Below are 19,140 nucleotides of genomic sequence, written 5' to 3' on the forward strand. Positions count from 1 at the left end.
TGTTCCGCGGCGCGAACCGGCACCACCCGCTCGGGCGGAGACTCGGATCCTCCGGGAAGAAGGGGTGCCCGGCTGCGGAATCCGCTCGGCCTGCGAGGGCCGCACGGACGACCCCGGGCAGGCGTCAACTGATTTAAACTACGGCCTGTTCCGCCACCGGTCAAATGTGGACGGCGCGAAACCTCGATCATGCACACGCGACACGGGGTTCCGCGCATTGACACGCGGGTGTCGCTGTGGTGGATTTGTCTCCCGTCGGCTCCGTTCGTTACGGTGTTGAGCCGCAGTTATCCACAGGTGGGATCCGCGTCCTCCCGCGCCCGCACAGGCATCGCTCGAGGCCGGTGGACAACCCTGTGGAGAAAGCGGCACTCGAGACCCGGCTCCGCGCCCGGTCCGCGACGCCCCTGCAGCGGGCGGTGACGGGTCCGGCGGAGACGGCGATCCCGCAGCGACTTCACAGCGACAGCACCCAGGACCGGAGACAGATGGCAGACGACACGTCGATGGTCGACGCGTGGAACGTGATCCTCGGCGCACTGTCCCAGGACGAGCGGATCACCGCTCCCCTCTACGGGTTCGTCTCGCTCGTGGAGCCCAAGGGCATCATGGCGGGCACCTTCTACCTGGAAGTCCCGAACGAGTTCACCCGCGGGATGCTCGAGCAGCGCGTGCGCGTGCCCCTGCTCAGCGCGATCGGGACGCTCGACGACTCCTTCGGCGTCACGACGTTCGCCTTCGTGGTGAACCCCGACATCGAGCACGAGCCCCTCAGCTCCCCGTCGTCGCAGGAGTCGATGAACCCGTTCGAGCCGATCACCGCCTCCTCGGCGACGGTCGCGCCCACCCGCGGGGTCGAGGAGCTGCGGACCGTGCCGGCGACCGACACCCGGCTGAACCCGAAGTACAGCTTCGACAACTTCGTCATCGGAGGCTCCAACCGGTTCGCGCACGCCGCGGCCGTCGCCGTCGCCGAGGCTCCCGCCAAGGCCTACAACCCGCTCTTCGTCTACGGCGACTCCGGGCTCGGCAAGACGCACCTCCTCCACGCCATCGGCCACTACGCGATGAGCCTCTACCCGGGGATCCGCGTGCGGTACGTCTCGAGCGAGGAGTTCACGAACGACTTCATCAACTCGATCGCGAACAACCGGGGCAACGCCTTCCACGGCCGCTACCGCAACGTCGACATCCTCCTGATCGACGACATCCAGTTCCTGCAGGGGAAGGCGGAGACGCAGGAGGCGTTCTTCCACACCTTCAACCAGCTGCACGACCACAACAAGCAGGTCGTGATCACGTCCGATCTGCCGCCGAAGGCCCTGACGGGCTTCGAGGACCGGATGCGCTCGCGCTTCGAGTGGGGCCTCATCACCGATGTGCAGGCTCCCGACCTCGAGACCCGCATCGCGATCCTCCGCAAGAAGGCGGTCAGCGAGAAGCTGCTCGTGCCCGACGACATCCTCGAGTTCATGGCGTCGAAGGTGTCGAGCAACATCCGCGAGCTCGAGGGGACGCTCATCCGCGTCACCGCGTTCGCGAGCCTGAACCGCACGCCGGTCGACATGTCGCTCGTGCAGACGGTGCTCAAGGACCTGATCACGCTCGACGAGGACAACGTCATCTCGCCGGTCGACATCATCAACCACACCGCGGACTACTTCAAGCTCACGGTCGACGACCTCTACGGCTCGTCGCGCTCGCAGGCCGTCGCCACCGCGCGCCAGATCGCCATGTACCTGTGCCGCGAGCTGACGAACCTCTCGCTGCCCAAGATCGGCCAGCTGTTCGGCAACCGCGACCACACCACGGTCATGTACGCGAACAAGAAGATCTCGGAGCTCATGAAGGAGCGCCGCAGCATCTACAACCAGGTCACCGAGCTGACCACCCGCATCAAGACGAACCGCTAGCCGGCAGTCGTACGGTCCCCGGGACCACCTGTCCCGGGTGGCGTGCCCCGGGGTCCATCGGCGTCCGTGCGCGGTGGTCGGGTAGTCGCTCCCCTTTCCTCGTGTGAGGGGAGGGAGCGACGGGGATCGCGGCGCGAGCAGCAGGACGTCGGTGTCGGCGCGCGTGGAGGTCAGGCGAAGGCGCTGGCGGGGGTCTCGATACGGCTCGCTGGGGCTACTCGACCAGCATGAACCGCACGTGCTCAAGGGGTCCGGGTGAGCGGCTGAGCGGCCGGCGTGCGATCGGACGGTGTCGATCCGCCGTGCGACGGCCAGGAGAGCAGCGCAGGGGAGAGGGAGCGCGCATCGTCTTCCGCGCCGCTCGGACGGCGCGAGCCGCGTTCGACGGTCTCCGTCGTGACCCGGAGACGTCGTCGACGGACTCCTCGACCCACCAGGCGGGCCTCGGACACGCCGCCTCGCGCGCCTCGGAGGGCCGATTTCCACAGTGTGAGGAACCTGTGGATAACTGTGGACAACCGCCTCGGGACTGTGCGCCGGGAGAGCCCGCCTGTGGAGGGCGACAGGTCGGCCCGGATCGCTCCACAGGGCGTCCACGGGCCCGCTCACACTCCCTCCACAGGGGCGGGTCCCTCCGATCCCACCCAGGAGTAGGGGTCCGAAGCGTTTTCCACAGTTTCCACACGTGTTAACACTGTTAACGCAGTTCTCTCTTTAATGAAGCCTCGACCGGCAACCTCTCCACAGCGGCTCGGGAGTGCTCGGCGGTCCACCCCCTTCCGAGCTCGTCGAGCCCGGCGGGTACGATGGGCGACGGTCTTCGTCCGCGACTCGTCAGGGGTGTACTCGTGAGGTTCCAAGCCAACCGCGATGTCTTCAGCGAGGCGGTGTCCTTCGCGGTCAAGCTGCTTCCGCAGCGCACGACCCTGCCGATCCTCTCCGGAGTCCTCATCGAGGCGACCTCCGAGGGTCTGACGCTGTCCTCCTTCGACTACGAGGTGTCCGCGCAGACACAGATCGCGGCCGACGTGGAGGAGACGGGGACCGTGCTCGTCTCGGGCCGTCTGCTCGCCGACATCGCGAACCGCCTCCCCAACGCTCCCGTGCGCATCGCCACGGAGGAGTCGCGCGTCTCGGTCTCGGCCGGCTCGGCGCACTTCACGCTCCTGCAGATGCCCGTGGAGGAGTACCCGAGCATCCCCGAGATCGACGCCTCCACCGGCCTCGTCCCGGCCGACGCCTTCGCGGCCGCCGTCTCGCAGGTGGCGGTAGCCGCCTCCCGCGACGACGTGACCCCCGTCATCACCGGCGTGCAGCTCGAGATCACCGAGAACACGATCGGCCTCGTCGCGACGGACCGCTACCGCGTCGCCGTCCGCGAGATCGACTGGGACAACGGGGACAACCCCGCGCCCACCCAGCCGCTCACCGCCCTCGTGCCCGCGCGCACGCTGCAGGAGGTCGGCAAGACCTTCGGCCACTCCGGCACCGTCTCCGTCGCGATCACCAACCGCGACGAGCGCGAGCTGATCGCCTTCACCGCGGACCGCAAGACCGTCACGTCGCTGCTGATCAAGGGCAACTTCCCGCCCGTGAAGCGCCTCTTCCCCGCCTCCGTCGAGAACTACGCGGTCATGTCGACCAGCGACCTCATCGAGGCCACCCGCCGCGTCTCGCTCGTGCTCGAGCGCGAGGCGGCCCTCCGCTTCAGCTTCAGCAGCGACGGCCTCACCCTCGAGGCCATCGGCTCCGAGCAGGCGCAGGCGTCCGAGAGCATCGACGCGATCGTGACCGGCGACGACGTGGTCGTCTCGCTCAAGCCGCAGTTCCTGCTCGACGGCCTCGCCGCCGTCCACTCGGAGTTCGTGCGCATCGCGTTCACGAAGACCGAGAACCCCAACAAGCCCGGCCCCGTCCTGATCACCGCGCAGACCTCGCGGGAGCAGCCCGGCAGCGACAGCTACCGCTACCTGCTCCAGCCCAACCTGCTGCTGCGCTGACCACTCCCCGGATCGCAGAGCCGCGACCGCCCCGCTCCCGACGAGCGCCCGCCCGCCGGACAACGAATCCAGGAAGGTTCACCATGCACATCGGACTCGTCGGCCTCGGCAAGATGGGCGACAACATGCGCTCCCGCCTCCGCTCCAAGGGGCTCGAGGTCACCGGCTACGACCGCAATCCCGACGTCTCGGACGCGGCCTCTCTCGACGAGATGATCGCCGCACTCCCCTCGCCCCGCATCGTCTGGGTGATGGTGCCGGCCGGCGAGATCACCGACGCGGTCGTCAAGGACCTGTCGGAGAAGCTCAGCGAGGGCGACCTCGTCATCGACGGCGGCAACTCCCGCTTCACCGAGGACTTCAAGCACGACGCGCTGCTGAAGCCCAAGGGCATCCACTACATCGACGCGGGCGTCTCCGGCGGCGTCTGGGGACTCCAGAACGGCTACGGCCTGATGGTCGGCGGCCCGAAGGAGCTCGTCGAGTACGCCATGCCCGTCTTCGACGCGCTGCGCCCCGAGGGCCCCCGCGAGGAGGGCTTCGTCCACGTCGGCGAGGTCGGCGCCGGCCACTACGCGAAGATGGTCCACAACGGCATCGAGTACGCCCTGATGCAGGCGTTCGCCGAGGGCTACGAGCTGCTCGAGACCCGCAGCGACATCATCAAGGACGTCACCGGCACCTTCAAGGCCTGGCAGCGCGGCACGGTCGTGCGCTCCTGGCTGCTCGAGCTCCTCGTCCGCGCCCTCGAGCAGGACCCGGACTTCAAGAACATCGAGGGCTACGTGCAGGACTCGGGCGAGGGCCGCTGGACCATCGAGGAGGCCATCAACAACGCCGTCCCGGTGCCCACGATCAGCGCCTCGATCTTCGCCCGCTTCGTCTCCCGCCAGGAGGACTCCCCCGCGATGAAGGCCGTCGCAGCGCTCCGCAACCAGTTCGGCGGGCACTCCGTCAAGGCCGTCGACTGAGTCGGCTGGTGAGGACTGCCTCCGGCAGTCCTCACGGCGGTCGGCTTCCGGAGGGGGGCGCGTTCCGCAGGGCCGGTGACGGACGGCGGACTGCGGCCCGCCGCCCCCGTGAGGCAGGGATGCTCTCACGGGGGCGGCGGGCCTCCGGCCGCCTCCACCTTGCTACCGACGTCGGGCGGCGAGCCTGCGGCCGCCTTCACGGGCGGGGACGGGGCTCGGCCGATCATGGTGAGCGAGTAGTGGCCCCGGAGGGGCGTATCGGGATCCGCGTCCCGGACGGTTCCGCCGCCGTGTCGGTCGAGTAGCCCGCAGGGGTGTGTCGAGACCGGGGGCGCAGGCCAGGCCGGCAGGGGGAGAGCGGACCGCAGGCGCCGGAGCGGGTGGATCGGCCGATCGGGACGGGCGAGGAGCCCGCAGGGGTGCAGGGAAGGCCCGCGACGACGGGTGGAGGAGAGGAGCGCGACGTGCAGGTGACGCAGCTGGCGCTCAGCGACTTCCGGAACTACGAGTCGGTCGACGTCGAGCTCGTGCCCGGACCGAACCTCTTCGTCGGCCGCAACGGCCAGGGCAAGACGAACCTCGTCGAATCGCTCGGCTACCTCTCCACCCTGGGCTCGCACCGCGTGTCGAGCGACCAGGCGCTCATCCGCGCCGGCCGGGACAGCGCCGTGGTGCGCGCCCGCCTCCGCAACGGCGAGCGCGACCTGCTGGCCGAGGTGCAGATCAACCGCTCCTCCCCCAACCGCGCGCAGATCAACCGCGGCGGGATCAAGCCGCGCGAGCTCCCCCGCTTCTTCTCCAGCGTCCTCTTCGCCCCGGAGGACCTCCTCCTCATCCGCGGCGACCCGTCGGCCCGCCGCCGCTTCCTCGACCAGCTGGTGATCCTCCGCTCCCCGCGGATGAGCGCCGTCCAGGCCGACTACGAGCGGGTGCTGCGCCAGCGCAACTCGCTGCTCAAGTCGGCGCGCGCGAGCGGCGTCCGCGACCCGTCGAAGCTCGGCACCCTCGACATCTGGGACGAGCGCCTGATCGCGCTCGGGACCGAGATCATGCAGTCGCGCCTCACCCTGGTGGAGGAACTGAGCGGACCCGTGCGCGCCGCGTACGAGGCGGTCGCCGGTGCCGACCAGCGTCCGGTGCTCCGCTCCCGCCTGAGCATCGAGGGCGCGGTCGACGACGACGGCGAGCCCGTGGAGCAGCCGGGCGCCGCGTCACCGGCGGCGGGCGAGGGACTGGCGGAGGCGTTCGCGTCCGCGCTGGCCGGGGTGCGACGCCGCGAGCTCGACCGGGGCGTCTCCCTCGTCGGCCCGCACCGCGACGACGTGCAGTTCGAGCTGAACGCGCTGCCGGCCAAGGGCTACGCCAGCCACGGCGAGAGCTGGTCGTTCGCCCTGGCGCTGAAGCTGGGCGCCGCGGAGCTGCTCCGGCGCGACTCCCCCATGGGCGATCCGGTGCTGATGCTCGACGACGTCTTCGCCGAGCTGGACGCGCGCCGGCGCGAGCGCCTCGCCTCGGTGGTCGCCGACTACGAGCAGGTCCTGATCACCGCGGCCGTCTTCGACGACGTCCCGGAGGCGCTGGCCGCGCACACCGTGCGGATCGAGGCCGGCCGGATCGTCGGCACGGGCGCCACCGCCGCGCCGATCGCCGTGCCGGAGCCGATCGCACCCGACTCCGCCTCGTCCGATCCGGTGTCCTCCGACTCCCCTCCTCCCGGTCCCGAGTCCTCCCGCTCCTCTTCTCCCGATCCGGTCTCGTCCGTTTCCCCTTCTCCTGGCGCCGTCTCCTCCGCCGCGGCGTCCTCCGCGGAGCCCGCGTCCCCAGCGCCGGCGTCCACAGATCCCGCGTCCCCGGAGCCGCCCGCCCCGTCGGAGCCGTCCGATGGCTGACTCCCCGCCCCGTCGGAGCCGTCCGATGGCTGACTCCCCCCGCCGCGGAACCCCCGCACCAGACTCAGAGGCCGCCCGCGTCTACCGCCACCTCAAGGAGGTGTTCGGCGCCGACGGCCCGCGCCGCATCCGGAAGACCGTCGAGCGCGCCGAGCCCAAGGGCGACGCGATCCCGTTCGGCAAGGGCCGCGACCCGCACGACCTCGGCGACGTCCTCGACTCCCTCACCGTGAAGCTCGGCTGGACGGCGCCGCTGGCGCAGGGCGACCTGATGTCGTCGTGGACGGCGATCGCCGGCGAGGAGACCGCGAAGCACTCGACTCCGGTGGGCGTCGTCGACGGCGTGCTGACGGTCGCGTGCGAGTCCACGGCGTGGTCGACGCAGCTCCGGCTGATGCGGATCGAGATCATGAACCACATCGCGGTGAACTTCCCCGACGCGGGCATCGCGTCGATCCGTTTCCAGGGCCCGGACGTCCCGAACTGGAAAAAGGGTCCCAGGTCGATTCCAGGGCGTGGTCCGCGCGACACCTACGGCTGAGGACGCATTTTCGGTCGACCGCCGATCTTTCGCGCCTCAGATCGCCGTCCAGCGCTTCGGATCGACCCGGCACGCGGTAGAATGGAGGGCCGCCGAACCGCAGTGACGCCGCCGCGCGGGCGATCTCCAGATCACCGTGCGCGTCGCGACGGACCGTCAGAGGAGAACTCCACAGCTATGACTCACGAGCCGAACGACTCCACGTCACCCGCAGCGAACGACCTGGACGCGAACGGCTCAGCAGCCCCCTCCGCTCCGCACGAGAGCATGTCGACCAAGTCGTCCGGCGACTACGGCGCGAACCAGATCCAGGTCCTCGAGGGCCTCGAGGCGGTCCGCAAGCGCCCCGGCATGTACATCGGATCCACGGGTCCGCGCGGTCTGCACCACCTGGTCTACGAGATCGTCGACAACGCCGTCGACGAGGCGCTCGCGGGCTACTGCGACAACATCGAGATCCTGATGCGCGCCGACGGAGGCGTCACCGTCTCCGACAACGGCCGCGGCATCCCGGTCGACATGCACCCGACCGAGGGCATCTCCACGGTCGAGCTGGTCCTCACCGTGCTGCACGCCGGCGGCAAGTTCGGCGGCGGCGGCTACGCGGTCTCCGGCGGCCTGCACGGCGTCGGCTCCTCCGTGGTCAACGCGCTGTCGACGCGACTCGACGTCGAGGTCAAGCGCCAGGGCGCCGTGTACCGGATGAGCTTCACCGACGGAGTGCCGGACGCCCCGCTCGAGAAGGGCGAGGCCAGCGACGAGACCGGCACGACGATCACCTTCTGGCCCAACGCCGGCATCTTCGAGACGGTCGAGTTCGACTACGAGACCCTGCGCGCGCGCTTCCAGCAGATGGCGTTCCTCAACAAGGGCCTGCGCATCGCGCTGACCGACCAGAACGAGGTCGAGTTCGAGGGGGAGGGCGAGAACGAGACCGAGGGCGACCGGACCGACGTCTTCCACTACGAGAAGGGCCTCGTCGACTACGTCGAGTACATCAACTCGCTGAAGAAGTCGGACCTCGTGCACTCCGAGATCATCGACTTCGAGTCCGAGGACACCGAGCGCCGCATCTCGCTCGAGGTCGCGATGCAGTGGACCACCGCCTACACCGAGAGCGTCCACACCTACGCCAACACCATCAACACCCACGAGGGCGGCACCCACGAGGAGGGCTTCCGCGCCGCGCTGACCACGCTGGTCAACCGCTACGCGCGCGCGAACAACCTGCTCAAGGAGAAGGACGAGAACCTCTCGGGCGACGACATCCGCGAGGGCCTCACCGCCGTCGTGTCGATCAAGCTCGGCGAGCCGCAGTTCGAGGGCCAGACCAAGACGAAGCTCGGCAACACCGAGGCGAAGGCGTTCGTGCAGCGCGTGGCCGGCGAGCAGCTGGCCGACTGGTTCGACCGCAACCCGAGCCAGGCGAAGGACATCATCCGCAAGGCGATCCAGGCGGCCTCGGCCCGCATGGCGGCGCGCAAGGCGCGCGAGACCGCCCGCCGCAAGGGCCTGCTCGAGGGCGGCGGCATGCCGGGCAAGCTCAAGGACTGCCAGTCCAAGGACCCGTCGATCTCCGAGATCTTCATCGTCGAGGGCGACTCGGCGGGCGGATCCGCGGTGCAGGGCCGCAACCCCGAGACGCAGGCGATCCTCCCCCTCCGCGGCAAGATCCTCAACGTCGAGAAGGCGCGGCTCGACCGTGCTCTCGGCAACAACGAGGTCCAGGCGATGATCACGGCGTTCGGCGCCGGCATCGGCGAGGACTTCAACCCCGACAAGGCGCGGTACCACAAGATCATCCTGATGGCCGACGCCGACGTCGACGGCCAGCACATCACGACGCTGCTGCTGACGCTCCTCTTCCGCTACATGCGCCCGCTGATCGACCTCGGCTACGTGTACCTCGCGCAGCCGCCGCTGTACCGCCTCAAGTGGTCGAACTCCCCGCACGAGTACGTCTACAGCGACCGCGAGCGCGACGCCCTGATCGCGCACGGCTCGGCGACCAACAAGCGCATGCCCAAGGAGAACGGCATCCAGCGCTACAAGGGCCTCGGCGAGATGGACTACAAGGAGCTGTGGGAGACCACGATGGACCCCGCCACGCGGACCCTCCTCCAGGTCACGCTCGACGACGCGGCCGCGGCCGACGAGATCTTCTCCACCCTCATGGGCGAGGACGTCGAGTCCCGCCGCTCCTTCATCCAGAAGAATGCGAAGGACGTGCGCTTCCTCGACATCTAGACGTCGAGGAAGCGGACGTCCTTCGAGAGGCGGCGGCCGGGCGGTCCAGTGGACCGCCCTCGCGACCACCTCGAACACGTGACGGCGGCCCTCGATGGGCCGCATCCTCGACCAGAACGCGACAGAGGCCCTCACCGGCCCGCACACCGACGACACACCTGACACCCAGCGCGACCGCCGCCCCCGCTCCTCCGGGGCACGGACCCACCTGAGAGACCAGAGACCATGGCAGAAGAACCCACCACCCCCACCGGCCCGGACGAGAGCGACGACATCGTCACCGAGACCGGTGTGGTGATCCACGGTCACGACAAGATCGAGCCGGTCGACCTGCAGCTCGAGATGCAGCGCTCCTACCTCGACTACGCGATGAGCGTCATCGTCGGGCGAGCCCTGCCGGAGGTGCGCGACGGCCTGAAGCCCGTGCACCGCCGCGTGATCTACGCCATGTACGACGGCGGCTACCGTCCCGACAAGGCGTTCTCGAAGTGCTCGCGCGTCGTCGGCGACGTGATGGGCCAGTTCCACCCGCACGGCGACTCCGCGATCTACGACGCGCTGGTCCGCCTGGTGCAGCCGTGGAGCCTCCGCTACCCGCTCGCGCTCGGGCAGGGCAACTTCGGCTCCCCCGGCAACGACGGCGCCGCCGCCCCCCGGTACACCGAGACCAAGATGGCGCCGCTCGCGCTCGAGATGGTCCGCGACATCGACAAGAACACCGTCGACTTCCAGGACAACTACGACGGCCGCACGCGCGAGCCGGCGATCCTGCCGGCCCGGTTCCCGAACCTCCTCGTCAACGGCTCCGTCGGCATCGCGGTCGGCATGGCGACCAACATCCCGCCGCACAACCTGCGCGAGGTCGCCGCCGGCGCCAAGTGGGCGCTCGAGAACCCCGACGCGACGCGCGAGGAGCTCCTCGAGGCGCTGCTGCAGCGGATCAAGGGACCCGACTTCCCCACCGGTGCGCAGATCCTCGGCGTCCGCGGCATCCAGGACGCGTACCGCACCGGCCGCGGCTCGATCACGATGCGCGCCGTCGTCTCCATCGAGGAGATCCAGGGCCGCACCTGCCTCGTCGTCACCGAGCTGCCGTACCAGGTGAACCCGGACAACCTGGCGATCAAGATCGCCGAGCTGGTCAAGGACGGGCGCGTCTCGGGCATCGCCGACATCCGCGACGAGACCTCCGGTCGCACCGGCCAGCGCCTCGTCGTCGTCCTCAAGCGCGACGCCGTGGCGAAGGTGGTGCTGAACAACCTCTACAAGCACACGCCGCTGCAGGAGAACTTCGGCGCGAACATGCTCGCGATCGTCGACGGCATCCCGCGCACGCTCTCGCTCGACGGCTTCATCCGCGCGTGGGTCGACCACCAGGTCGAGGTCATCGTGCGCCGCACCCAGTACCTCCTCGACGAGGCGGAGGCGCGGATCCACATCCTGCGCGGCTACCTCAAGGCGCTCGATGCGCTCGACGAGGTCATCGCCCTCATCCGCCGCTCCCCCACCGTGGAGGAGGCGCGCGACGGCCTGATGGAGCTGCTCGACATCGACGAGGTGCAGTCCCGCGCCATCCTCGACATGCAGCTGCGCCGCCTCGCGGCCCTCGAGCGCCAGAAGATCATCGACGAGCACGACCGGATCCAGGCCGAGATCGAGGACTACAAGTCGATCCTCGCGAGCCCGGAGCGCCAGCGCACGATCATCTCGGACGAGCTCGACGAGATCGTCGACCGCTTCGGCGACGACCGCCGCACCGAGATCCTCTTCGGGTTCGACGGTGACATGAGCGTCGAGGACCTGATCCCCGAGGAGGAGATGGTCGTCACCGTCACCCGCGGCGGCTACCTCAAGCGCACCCGGAGCGACTCCTACCGGGCGCAGCACCGCGGCGGCCGCGGCGTGCGCGGCGCGCAGCTGAAGGCCGACGACATCGTCGAGCACTTCTTCGTCACCACCACGCACCACTGGCTCCTGTTCTTCACGAACACCGGCCGCGTGTACCGCGCCAAGACCTACGAGCTGCAGGAGGCCGGCCGCGACGCCAAGGGCCAGCACATCGCGAACCTGCTCGCGCTCGAGCCGGGGGAGCAGATCGCGCAGATCCTCGACATCCGCGACTACGAGGCGGCCCGCTACCTCGTGCTCGCCACGCGCGACGGCCTCGTGAAGAAGACGGCCCTCTCGGAGTACGACACGAACCGCTCCGGCGGCATCATCGCGATCAAGCTGCGCGACGGCGACGAGCTCGTCTCGGCGCTCCTGGTCGAGGAGGACAGCGACGTGCTGCTGGTCTCCCGCAAGGGCATGTCGATCCGCTTCACCGCGTCCGACGAGGCGCTGCGTCCGATGGGCCGCTCCACCTCCGGAGTCCGCGGCATGTCGTTCCGCGGAGAGGACCGCCTCCTCGACGCCAACGTCGTCAGTGACGAGGGCTTCGTGTTCGTGGTCACCGAGGGCGGCTACGCCAAGCGCACCGCGGTCGACCAGTACCGCCTCCAGGGACGCGGCGGGCTGGGCATCAAGGTGGCCAAGCTGGAGGAGAAGCGCGGCGACCTCGTGGGCGCCATCATCACCGGAGAGGACGACGAGGTGCTCGTCGTGCTCGCCAGCGGCAAGGTGGTACGCTCTGCGGTGGCCGAGGTACCGGCCAAGGGTCGCGACACCATGGGAGTCGTCTTCGCACGATTCGCTGAGGACGACCGCATCATCGCACTCGCCAAGAACACCGAACGCAATCTCGACGCCCAGGACGAGGATCCCGACGCCGCGGCGCCGGCCGAGTCCGCCCCGGTGTCGGAGGAGGATGGGTCCGTAGATGAGTAGCACCGTCGCCGAGAAGCTCGCCAGGAAGTCCGCGAAGAGCCCGGCGGCGAAGCAGGTCCGCCTGAAGCTGGTCTACGTCGACTTCTGGTCGGCCGTGAAGCTCTCGTTCCTGCTGGGCCTGACGCTCGCGATCATCACGATCGTCGTCGTCTACCTGGTCTACACGGTCCTGGCCCAGACGGGAGTGTTCGACGAGGTCAACGGCCTCGTGCAGGACATCGCCGGCGCCGAGGCGTTCGACCTCAACACGATCATCTCGCTGCCGCAGGTCATGGGCTTCGCGATCGTCGTCGCGGTGCTGAACACCATCGTCACCACCGCGCTCGGCGCGATCGTGGCGCTGCTGTACAACCTCAGCGTCAAGATCACCGGCGGCCTCCTGGTGGGCTTCACCAACCAGTAGGGCGCACGGTCCGGCCGATTGGGATTCCTGCTCGATGTCGGGTAGAGTCTCCTCTGGCCATTCCGGGGGTATAGCTCAGGCGGTTAGAGCGCTTCACTGATAATGAAGAGGTCCCAGGTTCAAGTCCTGGTACCCCCACCCGGTCCGAACGGCCCGTCACCTCGCGGTGGCGGGCCGTTCGACTCTCGGAGACGGATCGCCCCGTCTCCGGCCCGGGGCCTTAGCTCAGTTGGTAGAGCGCCTGCTTTGCAAGCAGGATGTCAGGAGTTCGAATCTCCTAGGCTCCACACTTCCTCCCCGCTCGCGGGTGCTCCCCCTTCGTCGGCACTTCTGGTCCACCGGCCCACGGCACTCCGGGTCCTCCGCCGTCGCGGGGTCACCGTGTCGAGGTCTTCGGCGGCCTCTCCTGTCGCCGACCGTGCGGTCCCCGCGATCGAGGTCGCCACTCGGACGGCCGAGTCGCCCGCTCAGCGGTCCACGCAGGCGAGGCCGAGGAACTGCTGGACCGAGAGGGTCTCGGACGTGCCGTCGCGGATGTCGCCGACGATGATCTCACCGACGGAGAGCGTGTCGAACTGCTCGGCCGTGAAGACGACCGGGCGGGCGAGCACGGAGCGGTCGGTCGCGTAGGCGCCCAGCGCGAGGTCGACGCCGAGCGGGAACCGCTCGATCACCGTGTCGGCCGGCCAGACCGTGGATCCGGAGAGGTCGGTCGCGCCCAGCTGCGTGACCGGGGACGGGGAGACCCAGCGGGTGACCCTCCGCAGCCCGTCGCCGATGGTCAGGGGGGCGGAGTCGGAGGCGGCGAGGTCGAGGCCGTCGACGGACCCCGAGCACACGACGACGACCCCGAGGACCTCGCCTCGCTCGCCGCCCCGTCCGAGCCCGACCGCGGCCGTGGTCACCGGCTCCTCGGAGGCGCACCCCGAGAGCGCGAGGTTGCCGAGCAGAACGACGGTGCTCGCGAGCGCGGCGCGACGGTGCATGGGTCCTCCCGCGGCCACCCTACGCGGGCAGGGCGAGGGCCAGAGCGGCGAGAGCCTGCGGAAGGGAGGGAGCGCCCTCCGCTCGGAAGACCACCTCTCCGGCCGTGTCCCGCACGACGACCGTGGGGGTCGAGCGGATGCCGGCGGCCTCGGCCTCGACGGGGTGGAAGGCCACGTCGCGCTCGCGGATCTCGGCGGCGGGGACGAGCTCCGCGGCGCGCTCCAGCACCGAGCGCGCGGCATGGCAGGCGCCGCAGAAGGCGGAGGTGTAGAGCTCGACGATCACGACGAAGGGAACGCCGGGGCGCGGCCGGGGATTCCCGGGCACCGTCAGCGGAGGAGCCAGGCCTCGTTCATGGTGAGGGCCGCGTCGACGAGCTCGACGCGCTCCAGCTCCTCGACGTCGCTCAGGGGGAACCAGGCGGCGGCGTCCGTGGAGCCGTCCACCTCGTGCGTGAGCTCCCCGCCCACGATGCGGGCGCGGTACACGACGCGGATGGCGTGCAGGGGGCCGGCCTCGGGGTCGCTGCGGCGGTGCGCGGGGATCACGTGCGAGTCCACGCCGATGAGGGCCTCGAGCTCGGCACGGTAGCCCGTCTCCTCGAAGATCTCGCGGACCGCGGCGTCGGCGGGCGACTCGCCCTCGTCGATCCCGCCGCCCGGAAGCGTCCAGGCCGACCAGGGGCCCTGGCTCCAGTGCGCGAGCAGCATCCGCTCACCGTCGATGATCACGCCGTACGCGGCGACCCGGATGTCCACCGCAGAAGCCTAACCCGGGCATGCGAAGGAGCCGGACCCCTTGAGGGGCCCGGCTCCAGCGACGAGAACGTCAGGAAGCGGTCGAGGCCGCGTTCTGCGCGGCGCTCTGCGGCTCGTCCTCGGCGACCCACAGCTCGTCGTCGGCGCGGAACGTCTGCCAGACGGCGTAGCCGATGCCGCCGACGGCAACCAGCGCGGCGCCGATCGCGAAGACCGTGCCGACCTTGCTCTTCTTCTTCGGGGGAGTGGTGAGCTCCTCCCAGCGCGCCTTCGAGATCTCGGCGAGCTTCGCGCGGTTCTTCGAGTCCTTGGCGGCCTCGAAGGCGGCGGCGGCCGTGCCGCCCACAGCGGCGAAGGTCGGGACGACCTTGTGCTTGTAGGCGTGGCGGGCCGAGGAGTACGTGCCCTCGACGGCCGAGACGCCGTTGTCGTAGACCGGCTTGACGCGCGAGTCGTACGTGTCCTTGACGAAGGGGACGAGCTCCTTCTTGGCGTACTTCGACGCGTGGCGGCGGCTCTTCTCGAGCACGGAGGCCGCGTGCGCCAGCACCTCCTGCTGCTCGCCCCAGACCGCCTCGGCGTTCTTGCGAAGACGCTTGAGGTCCTTCTTGTGCTTACGTGACAGACCCATGTTGGTCCTCCATCGGCTACGAGCAGCGAACGCCTCAATACTGCCACTCATCGATCGGCGTCCGCATCGCGCACCCAGCGCATTGACACCGGGCGTTGCAGGGGCCTACAGACGCGCTGTGCGAGAATCCGAGCATGCCTTTGCACACCGCAGTCGCGACGTTCCACACCAACAAGGGCGACATCGTCGTCAACCTCTACGGGAACCACGCTCCCAAGACGGTCCGCAACTTCGTCGGTCTCGCGACCGGCGACATCGAGTGGACCCACCCCGCCACGGGTGCGAAGACGAAGGAGCCGCTCTACAACGGCACCGTCTTCCACCGCATCATCCCCGACTTCATGCTCCAGGGCGGCGACCCGCTCGGTCAGGGCATCGGCGGCCCGGGGTACCAGTTCGACGACGAGATCAACTCGGAGCTCGACTTCACCCAGCCCTACATCCTCGCGATGGCGAACGCCGGCAAGCAGGCGGGCCGCGGCACCAACGGCTCGCAGTTCTTCATCACCGTGGCGCCGACCACCTGGCTCCAGGGCAAGCACACCATCTTCGGCGCCGTCGCCGACGAGGAGTCGAAGAAGCTCGTGCAGTCGCTCTCGGCTGTTCCCACCGACGGCCGTGACAAGCCGCTCGAGGACGTCGTGATCGAGAGCGTCGAGATCACCGAGGTCTGATCGCCTCATCCACCACTCATTCGAGGGCCGGGTCCGTCAGGGCCCGGCCCTCGTTCTCCCCGGAGGCACGTCCGTGACCCAGGTCCCGCCGAGCAGCACCTACTCCTGCTACCGACACCCCGACCGGCAGAGCTTCGTGCGATGCCAGCGGTGCGGCCGCACCATCTGCGGCGAGTGCCAGACGCCGGCTCCGGTCGGCGTGATCTGCCCGGACGACATGGCGCAGCAGCGCGCCACCGCACCGCGCACCCGCGGTCCCCTCCTCTCCCGCGTGCGGGCCATGACCCGTGCCGACCAGCCGACGGTGACCTACGCGATCATCGCGCTCTGCATCGTGCTGTGGATCGTCGAGATCCTTCCCTTCGTCGGCGGGCCGGCGGTCAACGCGCTCCTGTACGCCCCCGCCTACACGCTCCCCGGCTTCGGTGCCGGCTTCGAGCCGTGGCGGATGCTCACCTCGGTGTTCCTCCACAGCACGTCGCTCTTCATCGTCATCCCGTTCCACCTGGTGCTGAACATGTACACGCTGTGGGTGTTCGGCATGGTGCTCGAGCGGATGCTGGGCCGCGGGCGGTACCTCACCCTCTTCCTCCTGAGCGGTTTCGCCGGGTCGGTGGGCGTCCTGCTCCTCGCGAACCCGCTGACCCCGGTGATCGGCGCCTCCGGTGCGATCTTCGGGCTGATGGGCGCGTACCTGGTGATCCTCCGGCATCTGGGCGGTCAGGCGTCGCAGCTGCTGGTGCTGGTCGGACTGAACCTCGTCATCGGCTTCCTGCCCGGGATGAACGTGGCGTGGCAGGCGCACGTCGGCGGTCTGGTGGCGGGCGCGCTCATCGGGCTGGTCTTCACGAAGACCCGGCAGCGCGCCCAGCGGCGCACGCAGAACCTCCTCGTCGGGCTCATCGGAGTCGGACTGGTGGCGATCACCGCGGGCGCCTACGTCCTCGGCTGATCCCCCCTCCCGCAGCGGCGGGTCCGGCAGTGCCTCGCGCACTCCCGGGCCCGCCGCTTCGTCGTTCCCGCGGCGACCGTCTCCACCGCTGTCCACAGGTGCTCTCAACAGGTGGGGAGGAAGTTATCCACAGAGTTGTTAACACTGGGGAGAACGTTCCGGGTGTCCTCCTCGGGAGGACGATCCGGGGACGGCGGCGCGTCCGAGAACCGGCGGGCTGGTGCCGATCGGGGCACTTCGCGCCTCGAGCAGGCCAGCGCGGCGGAGACCGCGGAGTTCTCCACAGGAGATTCCACAGCTGGGGATAATTACAGCGGTGTAGTTCTCCGGCGGACGGCCACCAGGGCCGTCGCCTCACGGTCGTCGTCGCGGTGCAGCGAGGTGGCGAACCCGGCCGCCTGGAACGCCGAGGCACTCGCAGCGGCCTGATCCGCGCCGACCTCGATCACGACGACGCCGTGGGGTGCGAGCCACGCCCCCGCCTCCTGAGCGATACGGCGGTGCAGGGCGAGCCCGTCCGACCCGCCGTCGAGCGTGAGCATCGGCTCGTGCACCCGGGCCTCCGGCGGCATGAGCGCGATCGCCGCGGAGGGGACGTAGGGGGCGTTGACGACGACGACGTCGATCCGCCCGCGCTCACTCCCGGGGAGCGCGTCGAAGAGGTCGCCCTCGTGGACGTCGGCGCGGCCTGCGAGCGTGCGGCGCGCGCAGGCGACGGCGGCGGGGGAGAGGTCGGCCGCGAGCAGGCGGACGTCCGGCCGCTCCTCGGAGATCGACCGGGCGAGGGCGCCGGATCCGCAGCAGAGGTCGAGCACCACGGCGCCCTCCGGGAGGATCTCCAGGGCGCAGTCGACCAGCCACTCGGTGCGCACGCGGGGCACGAAGACGCCGGGTGCGACGGGGACGCGCAGGCCGCGGAAGGCGACCCAGCCGAGGATCTGCTCGAGGGGCTCGCCCGTCTCGCGGCGGCGGAGCAGCAGCTCGAGGTCGGAGGAGGAGTCGGCGGCCTCCTCGAGCAGGCCCGCCTCCTCCTCGGCGAAGACGCAGCCGGCGGCGCGCAGACGCTCCACCGACGACGAACGCCCCGTCGGCGGACCGGACGGGGCGTCGTTCACGACTGGGGGAGGCTCAGCGCCAGCGCGTCGTCATCAGGAAGCCGATGAACGCGATGCCGAAGCCGATCAGGATGTTGAGGTTGCCGAGATCGGGGATCGGCAGGGTGCCCTGGCTCACGTAGAAGACGATGATCCAGGCGAGTCCGAGCAGCATGAAGCCGAACATCACCGGCTTGAACCAGACCGGATTCGGTGCGTTCTCGCCGGTCCGGGCCTCGTCGCGCTCGGGCTTCGGGCTCTTCGTCGCTCGTGCCATGCCGACCACTGTACCGGGCGGAGGCTCCGGGCCGGGAGCGCCGGGGCTGCGCGGGTGCTGTGCGGACTCGCGGAGCGGCCGGTGCGGGCGCTCGAGTGATCCCATCGGGCCTCCTCAGGCGGCCATTCTGGAGGGCTCTCCACAGGTCCGGATCGTGCGCCACAGCCGGTCACGGCTCGCGCCTAGACTCGTCGCATGACCGCCCAGAACCCCGACGGGGCGGCTCTGCGGCCGCGAGCGAAGCGACGGAGGGCCCGCCCGGTCCGACGACTCTCGTTCTTCGGAGTCGTCGGTGAGCTCCTGATGACCGCCGGCGTCATGGTCCTGCTCTTCCTGGCCTGGCAGCTCTGGTGGAACGACGCGGTGATCGCCGGCCGGCAGACGACGCAGGCCGCGGAGCTCCGCGAGGCCTGGGGCGACTCCTCGCCGGCACCGCAGCCGACCGAGGCCGCCCCGGCGGAGCCGGTCGTCGCGTCGGTCGCCGCCCTCGACACCTCCTTCGGCAACCTCTACATCCCGCGCTACGGCGAGGGGTGGGTGCGCACGATCGCCGAGGGCATCGACGCTGAGAACGTGCTCGACGAGGGGAGCATCGGCCACTACCCCGGGACGCAGATGCCCGGGCAGGCCGGCAACTTCGCGCTCGCCGCGCACCGCAGCGCGTACGGCGGAGGCATGCACTTGATCGACGAGCTCCAGCTCGGCGACCCGATCTACATCGAGACGGCGGACGGCTGGTACACCTACCGCTTCCGCAACCTCGAGTACGTCCAGCCCTCCGACGTCCAGGTGATCGACCCGGTCCCGTGGACTCCGGACGCGGCTCCGACCGACCGCCTGATCACGCTGACGAGCTGCAACCCGCTCTACTCGACGGCCGAGCGGATCATCGCGTACGGCGTCTTCGACTCGTTCCAGCCGCGGTCCGCGGGCGCCCCCGCCGAGATCGCCGCCTCGCTGGCTCAGGAGGGCTGACC

General features: G+C 69.8%; 16 protein-coding genes, 2 tRNA genes and 1 pseudogene. 13 read left to right on the forward strand and 6 right to left on the reverse strand.

Translation table 11 applies throughout. The features are described 5' to 3' along the window. Positions 1–608 precede the first annotated feature (608 nt). From dnaA to C5D09_RS05805, 10 genes and pseudogenes are all read left to right on the forward strand, one after another. Positions 609–1,913, forward strand: coding sequence for a chromosomal replication initiator protein DnaA (gene dnaA / locus C5D09_RS05760; protein ID WP_374952921.1), 1,305 nt, complete (start codon positions 609–611; stop codon positions 1,911–1,913). An 848-nt stretch (positions 1,914–2,761) separates the two neighbouring features. Beyond that, complete coding sequence (gene dnaN, locus C5D09_RS05765) at positions 2,762–3,913, forward strand: DNA polymerase III subunit beta (RefSeq protein ID WP_104222678.1); 1,152 nt, start codon at positions 2,762–2,764, stop codon at positions 3,911–3,913. 83 nt (positions 3,914–3,996) lie between these two features. Beyond that, positions 3,997–4,884, forward strand: coding sequence for a phosphogluconate dehydrogenase (NAD(+)-dependent, decarboxylating) (gene gnd, locus C5D09_RS05770; RefSeq protein WP_104222677.1), 888 nt, complete (start codon positions 3,997–3,999; stop codon positions 4,882–4,884). 464 nt (positions 4,885–5,348) lie between these two features. Then, positions 5,349–6,503: pseudogene (gene recF / locus C5D09_RS05775) on the forward strand (DNA replication/repair protein RecF); the annotation flags it as partial. A gap of 295 nt (positions 6,504–6,798) precedes the next feature. Then, positions 6,799–7,314, forward strand: a complete 516-nt coding sequence (locus tag C5D09_RS05780) for a DUF721 domain-containing protein (RefSeq protein ID WP_104268818.1) — start codon at positions 6,799–6,801, stop codon at positions 7,312–7,314. A gap of 267 nt (positions 7,315–7,581) precedes the next feature. Next, positions 7,582–9,561 carry a DNA topoisomerase (ATP-hydrolyzing) subunit B gene (gyrB, locus tag C5D09_RS05785; RefSeq protein ID WP_208543372.1) on the forward strand — a complete coding sequence of 660 codons (1,980 nt, stop codon included), beginning with the start codon at positions 7,582–7,584 and terminating at the stop codon, positions 9,559–9,561. Between the two features lie 225 nt (positions 9,562–9,786). Next, positions 9,787–12,387: a DNA gyrase subunit A gene (gene gyrA, locus C5D09_RS05790; protein WP_104222674.1), complete on the forward strand. Its 2,601-nt coding sequence runs from the start codon at positions 9,787–9,789 to the stop codon at positions 12,385–12,387. Further along, positions 12,380–12,790: a DUF3566 domain-containing protein gene (locus C5D09_RS05795; RefSeq protein WP_104222673.1), complete on the forward strand. Its 411-nt coding sequence runs from the start codon at positions 12,380–12,382 to the stop codon at positions 12,788–12,790. Before gyrA ends, C5D09_RS05795 begins: the two co-directional genes overlap by 8 nt. 64 nt (positions 12,791–12,854) lie before the next feature. Next, positions 12,855–12,928, forward strand: a tRNA-Ile gene (locus C5D09_RS05800). A gap of 76 nt (positions 12,929–13,004) precedes the next feature. Beyond that, positions 13,005–13,077 (forward strand) — tRNA-Ala (locus tag C5D09_RS05805). 180 nt (positions 13,078–13,257) lie between these two features. On the opposite strand, the gene C5D09_RS05810 is transcribed toward C5D09_RS05805, so the two are convergent. The 4 genes from C5D09_RS05810 to C5D09_RS05825 form a co-directional block, all read right to left on the reverse strand. After that, complete coding sequence (locus C5D09_RS05810; protein ID WP_104268819.1) at positions 13,258–13,776, reverse strand: hypothetical protein; 519 nt, start codon at positions 13,774–13,776, stop codon at positions 13,258–13,260. 19 nt (positions 13,777–13,795) lie between these two features. Beyond that, positions 13,796–14,104 carry a thioredoxin family protein gene (locus C5D09_RS05815; RefSeq protein ID WP_258059325.1) on the reverse strand — a complete coding sequence of 103 codons (309 nt, stop codon included), beginning with the start codon at positions 14,102–14,104 and terminating at the stop codon, positions 13,796–13,798. A gap of 2 nt (positions 14,105–14,106) precedes the next feature. Continuing rightward, the gene (locus tag C5D09_RS05820) at positions 14,107–14,535 is read right to left on the reverse strand and encodes an NUDIX hydrolase (RefSeq protein ID WP_104222671.1); all 429 of its coding nucleotides are present in this window, start codon (positions 14,533–14,535) and stop codon (positions 14,107–14,109) included. Between the two features lie 70 nt (positions 14,536–14,605). Further along, positions 14,606–15,166 carry a hypothetical protein gene (locus tag C5D09_RS05825; RefSeq protein ID WP_104247539.1) on the reverse strand — a complete coding sequence of 187 codons (561 nt, stop codon included), beginning with the start codon at positions 15,164–15,166 and terminating at the stop codon, positions 14,606–14,608. Between the two features lie 134 nt (positions 15,167–15,300). Between C5D09_RS05825 and C5D09_RS05830 the strand changes: the two genes are divergently transcribed. Beyond that, positions 15,301–15,840 carry a peptidylprolyl isomerase gene (locus tag C5D09_RS05830; protein ID WP_104222669.1) on the forward strand — a complete coding sequence of 180 codons (540 nt, stop codon included), beginning with the start codon at positions 15,301–15,303 and terminating at the stop codon, positions 15,838–15,840. 73 nt (positions 15,841–15,913) lie between these two features. After that, a complete protein-coding gene (locus C5D09_RS05835) occupies positions 15,914–16,792 on the forward strand; it encodes a rhomboid family intramembrane serine protease (RefSeq protein WP_104222668.1) in 879 nt (292 codons plus the stop codon). 308 nt (positions 16,793–17,100) lie between these two features. Here C5D09_RS05835 and C5D09_RS05840 read toward each other — a convergent pair whose 3' ends face one another. Both C5D09_RS05840 and C5D09_RS05845 read right to left on the reverse strand, forming a co-directional pair. Then, entirely contained in the window at positions 17,101–17,862 is a 762-nt protein-coding gene (locus tag C5D09_RS05840) for a putative protein N(5)-glutamine methyltransferase (protein ID WP_104268820.1), read from the reverse strand. Positions 17,863–17,920: 58 nt separating this feature from the next. Further along, a complete protein-coding gene (locus tag C5D09_RS05845) occupies positions 17,921–18,163 on the reverse strand; it encodes a cell division protein CrgA (protein ID WP_104222667.1) in 243 nt (80 codons plus the stop codon). A 195-nt stretch (positions 18,164–18,358) separates the two neighbouring features. Between C5D09_RS05845 and C5D09_RS05850 the strand changes: the two genes are divergently transcribed. After that, positions 18,359–19,138, forward strand: coding sequence for a class E sortase (locus C5D09_RS05850; RefSeq protein WP_104268821.1), 780 nt, complete (start codon positions 18,359–18,361; stop codon positions 19,136–19,138). Positions 19,139–19,140 lie beyond the last annotated feature (2 nt).

Origin of the sequence: Rathayibacter sp. AY1C9 (genome assembly GCF_002932315.1) — a bacterium.
Lineage (GTDB): Bacteria > Actinomycetota > Actinomycetes > Actinomycetales > Microbacteriaceae > Rathayibacter.

What these genes read in the sequence shown, in the direction of transcription:
- dnaA (WP_374952921.1), top strand. Translation starts at nt 609, where the DNA reads ATGGCGGGCACCTTCTACCTGGAAGTCCCGAACGAGTTCACCCGCGGG.
- gnd (WP_104222677.1), top strand. Translation starts at nt 3,997, where the DNA reads ATGCACATCGGACTCGTCGGCCTCGGCAAGATGGGCGACAACATGCGC.
- C5D09_RS05780 (WP_104268818.1), top strand. Translation starts at nt 6,799, where the DNA reads ATGGCTGACTCCCCCCGCCGCGGAACCCCCGCACCAGACTCAGAGGCC.
- gyrB (WP_208543372.1), top strand. Translation starts at nt 7,582, where the DNA reads ATGTCGACCAAGTCGTCCGGCGACTACGGCGCGAACCAGATCCAGGTC.
- gyrA (WP_104222674.1), top strand. Translation starts at nt 9,787, where the DNA reads ATGGCAGAAGAACCCACCACCCCCACCGGCCCGGACGAGAGCGACGAC.
- C5D09_RS05795 (WP_104222673.1), top strand. Translation starts at nt 12,380, where the DNA reads ATGAGTAGCACCGTCGCCGAGAAGCTCGCCAGGAAGTCCGCGAAGAGC.
- C5D09_RS05810 (WP_104268819.1), bottom strand. Translation starts at nt 13,776, where the DNA reads ATGCACCGTCGCGCCGCGCTCGCGAGCACCGTCGTTCTGCTCGGCAAC.
- C5D09_RS05825 (WP_104247539.1), bottom strand. Translation starts at nt 15,166, where the DNA reads ATGGGTCTGTCACGTAAGCACAAGAAGGACCTCAAGCGTCTTCGCAAG.
- C5D09_RS05830 (WP_104222669.1), top strand. Translation starts at nt 15,301, where the DNA reads ATGCCTTTGCACACCGCAGTCGCGACGTTCCACACCAACAAGGGCGAC.
- C5D09_RS05845 (WP_104222667.1), bottom strand. Translation starts at nt 18,163, where the DNA reads ATGGCACGAGCGACGAAGAGCCCGAAGCCCGAGCGCGACGAGGCCCGG.
- C5D09_RS05850 (WP_104268821.1), top strand. Translation starts at nt 18,359, where the DNA reads ATGACCGCCCAGAACCCCGACGGGGCGGCTCTGCGGCCGCGAGCGAAG.